The 11,038-nt window shown below is 49.1% G+C and carries 11 protein-coding genes; 2 read left to right on the forward strand and 9 right to left on the reverse strand.

Annotation, left to right across the window (positions count from 1 at the left end; genetic code table 11):
• A partial coding sequence (locus tag H8876_RS06615) for a CCA tRNA nucleotidyltransferase (RefSeq protein WP_249287075.1) occupies nt 1-1,250 on the reverse strand: 1,250 nt, incomplete at its 3' end.
• A gap of 82 nt (nt 1,251-1,332) precedes the next feature.
• Here H8876_RS06615 and H8876_RS06620 point away from each other — a divergent pair.
• Nucleotides 1,333-2,346, forward strand: coding sequence for a hypothetical protein (locus tag H8876_RS06620; RefSeq protein ID WP_249287076.1), 1,014 nt, complete (start codon nt 1,333-1,335; stop codon nt 2,344-2,346).
• A gap of 93 nt (nt 2,347-2,439) precedes the next feature.
• On the opposite strand, the gene H8876_RS06625 is transcribed toward H8876_RS06620, so the two are convergent.
• The 3 genes from H8876_RS06625 to speB form a co-directional block, all read right to left on the reverse strand.
• A complete protein-coding gene (locus H8876_RS06625) occupies nt 2,440-3,657 on the reverse strand; it encodes an iron-containing alcohol dehydrogenase (protein ID WP_249287077.1) in 1,218 nt (405 codons plus the stop codon).
• 299 nt (nt 3,658-3,956) lie between these two features.
• On the reverse strand, nt 3,957-5,420 hold the full coding sequence (locus H8876_RS06630) for a YjiH family protein (RefSeq protein ID WP_249287078.1): 1,464 nt from the start codon (nt 5,418-5,420) through the stop codon (nt 3,957-3,959).
• A gap of 30 nt (nt 5,421-5,450) precedes the next feature.
• Complete coding sequence (speB, locus tag H8876_RS06635) at nt 5,451-6,401, reverse strand: agmatinase (RefSeq protein ID WP_177265564.1); 951 nt, start codon at nt 6,399-6,401, stop codon at nt 5,451-5,453.
• Between the two features lie 262 nt (nt 6,402-6,663).
• Here speB and H8876_RS06640 point away from each other — a divergent pair, with 262 nt between their 5' ends.
• Nucleotides 6,664-7,551: a LysR family transcriptional regulator gene (locus tag H8876_RS06640; RefSeq protein ID WP_249287079.1), complete on the forward strand. Its 888-nt coding sequence runs from the start codon at nt 6,664-6,666 to the stop codon at nt 7,549-7,551.
• Between the two features lie 18 nt (nt 7,552-7,569).
• Here the strand turns inward: H8876_RS06640 and H8876_RS06645 are convergent, their stop codons facing one another.
• From H8876_RS06645 to H8876_RS06665, 5 genes are all read right to left on the reverse strand, one after another.
• Entirely contained in the window at nt 7,570-8,058 is a 489-nt protein-coding gene (locus H8876_RS06645) for a hypothetical protein (RefSeq protein ID WP_249287080.1), read from the reverse strand.
• A 39-nt stretch (nt 8,059-8,097) separates the two neighbouring features.
• Nucleotides 8,098-8,478 carry a hypothetical protein gene (locus H8876_RS06650; protein ID WP_249287081.1) on the reverse strand — a complete coding sequence of 127 codons (381 nt, stop codon included), beginning with the start codon at nt 8,476-8,478 and terminating at the stop codon, nt 8,098-8,100.
• Between the two features lie 109 nt (nt 8,479-8,587).
• Entirely contained in the window at nt 8,588-9,385 is a 798-nt protein-coding gene (spo0A, locus tag H8876_RS06655; RefSeq protein WP_249287082.1) for a sporulation transcription factor Spo0A, read from the reverse strand.
• A 218-nt stretch (nt 9,386-9,603) separates the two neighbouring features.
• Nucleotides 9,604-10,668: a SpoIVB peptidase gene (gene spoIVB / locus H8876_RS06660; protein WP_249287083.1), complete on the reverse strand. Its 1,065-nt coding sequence runs from the start codon at nt 10,666-10,668 to the stop codon at nt 9,604-9,606.
• A gap of 10 nt (nt 10,669-10,678) precedes the next feature.
• On the reverse strand, nt 10,679-11,038 hold a 360-nt coding region (locus tag H8876_RS06665), incomplete at its 5' end, for a hypothetical protein (RefSeq protein WP_346727845.1).

Here is an 11,038-nt window from a genome sequence, read left to right on the forward strand (position 1 = left end):
CAGCCATCTGCCATCAGATCTCGTCCATCGATCGCCAGAGAGCTTCGCGAAAAACACATCTGCTCCTTTAGGATCATATCGATCCCCTCTTCGATCCTGCAAAGCTGGCTGCGCCAGCGCGGCAAGCCGCCTTCTTCGCTCTTTTCATACTGTCCGCTCAGATCGGCGGTCCGGATCATGAGCATCATGCGGCAGTTTTCCACACCAAACCTTTGCAGCCGCCGCTTTAAAAAGTGCCGATCATCCTTCCATTCTATGCCATGCTGCTTTACCAGCAGGCCGACTCTTCGGATCGTCTCTCCGTCTGCTTTCAGTCTCTGCAGGATCCGCCTGCAAATGTCACTGCTTACACTTTCGTGACCATAAAAATGACCGATACCGTCCCCGTCCTCAAAGTACACTTCCGGTTTCCCTATGTCATGAAACAGCATGGTCATCTCCAGATCCAATTTGTCTTTTGGCGCCAGTCCCGCATCATCAGCCAGCTTTGCTGCTGCCTTCACCGTTTGCAGCGTATGCTCAATCACGTCAAAATCATGATGAGGATTGTTCTGCACAAAACCATCAAGCGGTGTGAGCTCCGGGATCACCACACACCATACGTCAAAATACTCCCGCAGGATCTTTGCAGCATCCCTGCCCAAAAGCGTTTTGCAGAACTCCTTATAAATGCGTTCCGCCGAAATACATTTCAGGAGATGCCGCTGCGCATGCAGAGCCTTTGCAGTACCCTCTTCCACGGCAAACCCCAGAACAGAAGCAAACCTTAAGGCCCGCAGGATCCGCAGAGGATCCTCGTCGAACCGCTCCGCCGGATCACCGACTGCCCGGATCACACCGTTTTTTAAATCTTCCCGGCCGCCAAAAGGATCTGCCAGAATGCCCCGGCAGTCCATCGCCATAGCATTGATGGTAAAATCCCGACGTTTTAGATCCTCCCGCAGCGACCGCACGAAAGTCACCTGATCCGGATGACGGTGATCTGTGTAGGCTCCTTCTGTCCGATACGTCGTCACTTCTGCCATCTGCGGCTTCACCGTCACTGTACCGTGAGCCAGCCCTGTCTCGATGATATTTTCTGCACCAAAAACAGCCATGACCTCTTGCGGTGTGGCATTGGTTGTGATGTCGATGTCATCGCATGGCTCACCTCGCAGTGCATCCCGGACACATCCGCCAACAAACCAGGCTTCCCAGCCGTTTTCTTCCAGTTTCCGCAGCACCTGCTGCTCTTTTGCGTAACGTTCCATGAAAGTTCTCCTTTTCCTGAAAGCATTGTAACACAGATCCCTGCTTCTTCATATACTACAGCGAATGATAAGGAGGTAGTTTATGAATTGTCTTGGTACATCAAACACGGGATCCGGCGGCTGCTGCAATGCCAACACGCTCTGTTCGTTCAACGGTAATCTGGAGGATGTTGTCTCCACCCCGATCTATGTACAGAGCGTCTACGATGCTGTCCGATTCCACATGAACGGAATGAAAACCGTACAGAATCTGCGGTTTACTCCGGCGCTGCCATGTGGCTGCACCATCAGTCGGGTCAAAGAGATCCGCTGTAAAAAGATCTTCGATCCTTCTCAGGCAAAAGACTGTGACAACCTGACCATCGACATGGAAACCGGCATTTCCGGTGCGACTTTTTTAAACGACTGCAGGGGGATCGTGGAAACCATCGGACCTGACGGAGTCCCGTCGGAAAAAATCATCTTCGCAGACACATCACACTGTGATGAAGAAGGATGCGGTACGCCGATCTTCGGTACACAGAATGTCCGGATGTGGGGAAACATCATTGTTTATCTGGATCTTTGCATCTGCGACAGCTGCGGGCGGGAAAGCAGCATGACCTGCTGTGCTGAAGTCAATATCGCAAGTCCTTCCCATCCGCTGGTACTTACCAATTTCTTTGAACTCTGTATGCCGAGCACAGGCAGCTCCGCCTTTCTGCCGCGTCTGACAGAGCTTTGCAATTCCGGCTTCACATGCCGCCTGGCAACCAACAACGCCGGCAGAGATCTCTGCATCAGTCCTAACGGAGAAATTTCCGCCAACCTGATCGTCGGCATCTGCGTCACCATGGAAAAAAAGATCACCGTTCCAGTTCAGCTCTGCGTTCTGTGCACCGGTTTTGCCGAAGCACCTCTGCAGGAAAACACGTCTGATCTGATTTCCTGCCCGGGACTGTTTCCTGAACGAACTGATGCAGGAAGTCAAGCCTCTCGCACAGGATCTGATCCGGACGCTCGCCCTGCACTCCCAGGCTGCGATCCATGCAGCATACAGCAAAGTGACGGCAGCAGCTGCCGGTGCGGTGATTTCCCGCCACAGTCGTGCCGGTAAATAATGTTGCCCACGAAAAAAGGACCGCATATCGCGATCCTTTTTTCATACCGTTTAAGTTGTCAGATTAAGTTGTAAGAACTCTGTGTGCTCCTAAAAGTCTACTTCTGTGTCATAATAGCAGCACTTGAGGAGTTTTTCCATTTCTTCCTGCGTCGGGATCCTCGGATTGGAACCTGTGCAGGCATCGCCGATGGCATTCTTTGCTACTTCCGGCAGACGTTCCAGGAATACTTCTTCCGGAACAAAACCTTCTTCCGTCGGATAGCTGTCAGCACCGTAGTTCTTGATGCAGTGCGGAATGTTCAGCTCATCGTTCATGCCGCGCAGATATTTGATCAGCAGATCAACCTTTTCTTCATCGGTAGATCCACCCAGCTTCATGAAATCAGCAATCTTGCCGTATCTCTTCTTCGCCGTCTCATCCTTTGCATTAAATGCGATGACCTTCGGCAGATACATAGCGTTGGCAGCACCATGGATGATATGTGCGCCGTAATCTGCGAATGCAGCCCCTGTCTTGTGTGCCATAGAGTGTACGATCCCCAGCAGTGCATTGGAGAACGCCATGCCGGCCAGACACTGTGCATGATGCATGCTATGACGTTTTTCCATATCGCCGTTGTATGACGGAATCAGATCCGTCTGGATCATCTCGATCGCGTGAAGTGCAAGCGGGTCAGTAAAGTCGCAGTTTGCAGTGGAAACATAAGCTTCGATCGCGTGAGTCATCGCATCCATACCAGTGTGAGCCACCAGTTTCTGCGGCATAGTCTCTGCCAGTTCAGGATCTACGATCGCCACATCTGGCGTGATCTCAAAATCAGCGATCGGATATTTGATGCCCTTTTCATAATCAGTGATGATGGAAAAGGCCGTTACTTCTGTTGCAGTGCCCGAAGTGGAAGAAATCGCACAGAAATGAGCTTTCTTACGAAGTGGAGGAATACCAAACACCTTACACATATCTTCGAATGTGATATCCGGATATTCGTATTTGATCCACATAGCCTTCGCTGCATCGATCGGAGATCCTCCACCGATAGCCACGATCCAGTCCGGTTCGAATTTCAGCATTTCCTCAGCTCCGCGCATCACGGTCTCTACCGACGGATCCGGTTCGATCCCTTCAAACAGTTTCACTTCCATGCCTGCTTCCTTCAGGTATGCTTCTACCTTGTCCAGGAAACCAAATCGCTTCATCGATCCGCCCCCTACGCAGATCATCGCTTTCTTTCCGGTAAAGCTCTTCAGTGCTTCCAGTGCACCTTCCCCATGATAAATGTCTCTTGGTAATGTAAATCTTGCCATAACCAGACTCCTTTCTCTAATCAGACCAATAAGTATTATATTGTCAATATGTTGAAAAATGTATTGTGTCAAGGCCGTTTTCCAGAATTCCCAACTTCTCGAAAATGCGTTTTCCTTAACTTTGTTAAAAGTATAACACTCGTGTATACAGAATGCAACCCCTATTTGTGATTTTTTTCACATGCTTTCACCAGCCGTTTCCTTTCCAAAAAACGAACAGCTCTCTGTCCGCATATTTCTCAACGAACAAAGAGCTGTGTTTTTTTACATTATGTTCCTGCTATTTTTTCCGTGACCTATCAGAAAAGCAGGTGAATAGCAACAGCTGCCATCGGGATCGCTACGATCGTTCTTTCAAGGAAGCATACCAGCAGTTCCCAGAACTTGATCGGCGACTTGGTAGCCAGCATGACTGTTGCTGTCTCCGAGAAGAAGATGATCTGTACCATGGAAACAAGGCACACGAATACACGAGCCTGATAGCTGATCGCTACCGTTGCAGCAGTACCGTTCATGACCAGAACCGGCAGAAACATTTCCGCGAGTCCTACAGGCATGGATGGTGCGATGGCCGCAGCATCCGGCACCTGACAAACCATGAGAAGCGGCTGGAATATGTATCCGAGCCATGTAAAGATCGGAGTATATTCTGCGATGATCATGGCCGATACACCAATAGCTGAGATCATGGTCAGCACCTGCGGCATGATCACAACACTGTCCTTCAGGCTAAGACCGATATCCTTAGGAACTCCTCTTGCGATCGCAGCACGCTTTACCGCTCTCCGACATCCTGTCGGAATCGTCTTGGAAGTATATTTTGCTTCACCCTTTCGATCTTCCGGAGTCTGTTCCTTACCATTGTAGAACACATCTTTCTTCCAGCGGATCGGCGGGATGCGCACCATGATGATCTCAACGAGGAATACCATGATGAAGCTGATAAAATATATCTTTGCGAAATCTTTTCCGCATCCTGCAGTCTCGATCACCAGCCCGGCGAATCCAATGCTGACTGCCGAGAACCCGGTCATAATAGCAACCATTTCTTTTTCTGTGTATACGTTATTCTTCCACAGACGGTTGGTGATCAGAACGCCCAGAGAAGACGAACTTACGAAGGAAGCAGTCGCATCGAGAGCGGCCTTGCCTGGAACTTTAAACAGTGGACGCATCAGAGGCTCCAGCAGAACGCCAATGATTTCCAAAACGCCATAGTTCAGCAGGAACGGCATGAAGATCGCTCCAATAATGATGATGCCGAATACACCCTTGCATACCGGCGGGATCACGTTGCCGCCCGTCATGTCTCCAACGATCAGTTCCGGTGCATCAACGCCTGCCGTCAGCCAGAGACTGTACACCAGCACATAGAAGAATCCCAGTGCAAACAGCACCGTGTGCACCACATTATCATTAGAGTACACATCAAACAATATATTTGAATGCTTTCCCTTATCGATATATTTACAGTAAACGTGCAGAATGAAGTTCAGTCCGATCAGTAATACCAGGATCCAGTACACACCCTGTCCAAACAGGTTCAAAAAGCTGTTGTACAGGAAGCTGAATACCGTTTCAGAACTCCCATCGGCATGAGTGACAGATCCGAAGAATACAACGATGCCTATGATACTGCATACCAGAAACAGGATCAGCCCCTTGACCGTCTTGCTTCTGCTCAGCTTTATTTCATCCAGTTCCGCGGACTGCATATCCGGATCATCAATCAGATCCTTAACATCTAAATTTAAATTTTCCATAATTCCCTCTCTTGTTTTGCAGACGCCACTTTATTTTGCCTGCTTCTTGGCAGCAAGGATCGAAAGATATTCGAATACGATGTTTGCTGCCAGATATGCGGTCGTTTCGCCAGCTGTGTCGTATGCCGGCAGAACCTCCACGATATCAAATCCAACGAAGTTGAGATCCTTGATGCTTCTTACCAGATTCAAGGATTCGTAGGAAGTGAATCCGCCTACTTCCGGTGTGCCTGTGCCAGGCGCATATGCCGGGTCAACGAAGTCGATATCGAATGTCAGGAAGCAAGGAGTGTCGCCAACGCGGTTGAGGATCTCCTTGATCAGTGCATCGAATCCCATTTCACGCACTTTATGAGCAGGGATCAGTTCCATGCCCAGTTCCGCTGCCATCTTATGCTCGTCCGGATCATACAGGGAACCTCTCATACCGATCTGAATGGAGTGAGCCGGATCGATCAGACCTTCTTCCAGCGCACGACGGAACGGCGTTCCGTGGTTATACTTCTGTCCAAATACCTCGTCGCAAAGATCCGAGTGAGAATCGAAGTGAACCAGTGCTACTTTGCCGTGTTTCTTGGCAACAGCACGCAGCTCTGCCAGTGTGATAGAATGGTCACCGCCTAAAATGATCGGAACTGCACCTTTATCACAGATAGCGCTTACGCCTTCCTCAATAGCTGCGTAAGTAGGATGGATATACCCGGGCGTTACATTAAAGTCTCCCAGATCAGCACCTTTAAGACTGTCCATAATGTTTACCTGCAGAATAACATTGTTTGGTTTCATCATGGCAGAAATGCTGCGGATCGCTGCCGGACCGAAACGGGAACCGGAACGGAAAGAGCTTGCTGTATCAAATGGAGCTCCTGCGATAGCAAAATCCAGACCCTCTGCAGAATCCAGTCTTGGCATCCTCATGAAAGTCCCCATATTGCAGAAACGCGGTGACGATAATGCACTTGCCGGCTGTTTAACATTCATAGTAAAAATCCTCCTTACTTACACTCATGTGCTTGCTCTTGCAAACGACCTCATTGTAGTATACAATTTGACTAAAGGCTGATCCAGACACTTCATGCCTGGTCGATCGCCATATGGTGCTCTCATTGTAGCACAAGAACAGGGTGATGTAGTTATTTCGCTTTCTAATATGTTATATGATTATCCATATAACAGTCGTTTCCGAAATATACTATCACATTTCAAAATTTACACCTTGTCAGATAATATCAGGAGAACAGTTATGAATCTAAATTCTTTTTTATACGTGGCCGAAATCGAGCGCTGCGGCTCTATTAACAGGGCTGCGCAAAATCTTTACACGTCTCAGTCGAACCTGAGCACCGCCTTGAAATCCCTGGAGGATGAGCTTGGATATCCAATATTTAAACGTACTAGTAACGGCAGCGTTCCTACCCCGGAAGGCTATCTTTTTATCCAGTCTGCAAAGGCTATCCTGGCGGAAATGGAGAAAATAAAGGGGATCCCGCTGCGTGTCGGCATCGGCGACACCATCTCCATCACCTGCAACTGGTCAGCTCAGATCCTTCAAAGCCTGGTAGATTTCAAAGAGCAGGATCACCCGGAAACGCACGATACCTATCGCGAAACCAGTATTCGCCAGAACTTCGAATGTATCTATGAGAATCAGTACCGTCTGGCGATCATCGACTGTTTTCATACCCTGAGTGAAATGTATCAGGAACGTGCTGCAAACACCAAGCTGGAAGCAGTCGTTATGAAAGAACGCGTCCCTGCCGTTGCCCTCATGTCCAAGCACCATCCTCTGGCACATCAGGAAAGCGTCACTATGAAAGAGATCTACGCTTATCCGCTGGTTCTTTTTGAAGACTACCAGGATCCGGAACAGCACCGTCTGCTTAAGCTTCAGCCCAGACAGCAGATCCTCTACCTGTTCGATCGCGGCAGCCTTCTTGATGTGGTACAGACCAGCAACAGCATTTCCATTCTTAAAAAAAACACGTATGTGGATTCGGCTCAATACGGAATTGCCGAACTCCCCATACGCGACTGTCCTGACAGTTATGATATTGTCATGCTGAAACGCAGCTACTACCAGATGAATCGGCGTGAAGAAGCGTTTATCCGCTACCTGCAGGCGCAGCTGTAACAACCCGCCTGCGATTCTCTAACGGCCATGGTCATCCATCCACTCCCATTCTGCCCAGCGGTTTTCCCAGTCTTCCGCAAATTCTTTCAAACTCTGGGGCCGACTCTGACTATGCTCGGCTCCGGCTGCATCATCAGATGATGGCTGCACTTGTAATTCATGCAGCTTAGAAACAACATCTGACATCATCCATGATCCCGGATCCGGGATCACCTGTACTGCTATCAGGGATACCGCCTCCTGACACGGCAGATCGATCAAAGTTTCAAATGCATGCTCCCTGCCGGTGTCCGGCAGCAGCACCTGACTAAAATCCGCCCCGATCATTTCACCGTCATCGTTATACACCTGAAACACCAGAAGCAAGGTCTGCGACACTGCACCTGTACAGTCTCCTGTCACCTGCAGCATGCAGCAGTTTCCTGTCTTTGAAAGCTGCTTTGCAGAAACTTTCAACGTTTCCAGTCCATATTCCCGTTCCTGCTTTTCTTTATGACAGATTTTCATGCTCACCCTTCTTCCTAACGTTCTCCGATCCCATCATGATCAATACTCTTCTTCCGGTATGATCCGTATATGCGCAGGACGCCTCGCTCCTTCATAGTAGATCTCAAACACAAAAGGAAACCCGTTAAAAAACAATTCCGGCAGGATCAGACTGGTCACCAGAGCATCGCCGTACGCTTCATTGATCGCATCTGCCAAAACATCTCCCGCCTGATCCATCACAAGGCATCTGAGGCACAGTTCTCTCGTAATACCGTTTTCTGCAAAGATTTCTCCGGCGATCCGCATCATTCCCGCTTCCGCTTCATACCCATAGATCCGAAGGTCACTGATGCCAAATTCACGCTCTCTTTCCAGATCTCTGGAAAACAGCTCCGGCGAGATCCTGTATTTATTTCCGGTTCTTTCACTGCTGGTCATAACGCCACTCTCCCTATGGACTTATTATAGTATCATTCAAGATCTTTGTAAATCATCTTCCCGGATCTATCGCTGTCAGAAAACCTGTAAACTCTCATAAATGCTAGTCCTAGCCGATCTTTCGCTCCAGACGCAGCTTGTCAGCGATGATGGCAATGAACTCCGAATTAGTCGGCTTGCCCTTGTCGTGCTGAACCGTATAGCCGAAAAGGTCGTTGATGGTTTCCAGACGTCCCCGGTTCCATGCTACCTCTATGGCATGACGGATCGCCCTCTCCACGCGGCTCGGCGTCGTCTTGTTCTGCTTGGCGATGGCCGGATACAATTCCTTGGTGACTGCTCCAAGCAGATCCATATCTTCAACCACCATCACGATAGCATCCCGCAGATACTGATATCCCTTGATATGCGCCGGAACGCCGACCTCATGGATGATACTGGTGATTTCGATTTCAAGATCACGTTCCTCCCCGGTTTCTCTGCCGGCAAAAATCGCCCTGGCAAACTGCATCTTTCCCTGATCCGGTTCCTCACTTCCCGCCATCTGATGGATACGTTTCATCAGAACATCCAGATTAAACGGCTTCACTATGTAATACTCCGCACCCAGACTGACAGCCTTCTGCGTGATCTGCTCCTGTCCGACCGCAGACAGCACGATGATCCTCGGATACTGTTCCAGTTCCATATCATTGATAGTTTCCAGAACACCCAGACCGTCCAGATGCGGCATGACCATATCGAGGATCAAAATATCCGGTTGTTTTCTCCGAATCCCCTCCACTGTTTTCAATCCGTCATAACAGACGAAAGAAACCTCGATTTCATCAAAGTCTGCAAAATAATCCGTCAAGATCTCGCAAAACTCCTTATTATCATCAGCGATTCCCAAAGTTATCTTCTTCATGGATCTTCCCTCCCCAACGTTTTTTTTACACTTCTATATTGTAACTACTTTCATCTTCCGATCCAATCCCATATGACACACAACTTCGGTCAGCATTCGACATAATCCGACATCACAATAAGCCTACCACATATTTTGCGGAAGAAACAGCCCTTTCAGCGAAATCCTCTTCTACCGATCCGTATCCTGCACTCCGTTACATATGCCGCATCCGTCCTCTACTTCAAGTCTGCGGATTCTTCCAGCATCCACTGGATGAAAATACCATACCCTCGTTTTGCATCATTGACAAATACATGGGTCACAGCACCTACGATCCGCCCATTCTGAATGATCGGCGAACCACTCATGCCCTGTACTATGCCGCCGCTTTCTTCAATCAGTTCAGGATCTGTCACACGAATGATCATACTCTTGTCATCAGGCTCCTTCTGCCGCTTGATTCTTTCGATCTGCACCTCATATTTATGGATCTCATTGTTACCCAGAGTAGAAAGAATATAAGCTTTGCCCTTTTCCACCTGATCCTGCGTCCCAACCGGGATCGGGTCGCTGTACACAGGGTTTGATATCGCCTTGCTCGCCTTACCAAACACCCCGAACCGACAGTTCTTTTGCAGGTTCCCCAGCGGGTCACTGGTGTGATAAAAAATGCCTCGTATCTCGCCCGGGCTTCCATCCCTGCCTTCCTTGACTTCCTGCACCTGAGACTGCAGCAGCTGCCCTGATTCTACCGGCAGGATCGAATTGGTCTCCACATCCACGATCCCGTGTCCCAACGCTCCGAATGTATTGTTTGCAGGATCATAGTACGTCAATGTCCCGATCCCTGCAGTCTTGTCTTTGACCCAGATCCCCAATTTATACAGACCATCTTTTTTTGACAGAACAGGCTTGACAGTTACTGTCATCTTCTGTCCATTTCGCTTCACTTTCAGTTTTACTGTATCACGTATCTCGTTGACCAGCGTCTGCACCTCATCTGCACTCGACACCTTCGTTCCATTGATGGACAGGATCGTATCTCCGATCTGCAGACCGCTCACCAGTCCAGGATTGATCTTTTCGCCGGTTTCATTCTCGATTTCTTCCAGTCCTACGACCAGAACCCCTCTGACGTCCATTCTCACCCCGACCGACTGCCCGCCCGGCACCAGCACTCGTTCAGTGACCACCGGAACATCTGCCTGGCTGTCTCTTCCCGGAAACACCTGACCTGCTGCTGCGATCGACAACAGCAGAACACCAAGGATCAATGCACTTTTTTTCACGGATCCTCTCATCTACATCCCCCTAGCTATCAAAATTCTCAAGGAACTCATCCAGCTCCGCTTTCGTCTTCTTCGTAACACCCTTGGAAAACATGTTCTGATCCGTCTGTGAAAGCAGCTCAAACGGGATAGATGTGATCAGATACAACTTCTTTTCTTCCCCCTGACAGGCAAAAACTTTTACTACACCATCCACTTCCTTGATATAATAAGTCTCCTCCTCTTCCGCCGTATCCGCAGCAGGCTGCTTTGCAGAAGTATCCCCGCGCTCCTCAGAATTCTGATCTGCCTGAGATGATTCCACCTTCACTTTTCTGGCTGCCTCTTCCGACCCATCCTGATCCACTACCGTCTTGTAGTTGAGCCATATCTGTCTCTTATA

It is taken from the genome of Lentihominibacter faecis (genome assembly GCF_014306095.1).
Taxonomy (GTDB): domain Bacteria; phylum Bacillota; class Clostridia; order Peptostreptococcales; family Anaerovoracaceae; genus Lentihominibacter; species Lentihominibacter faecis.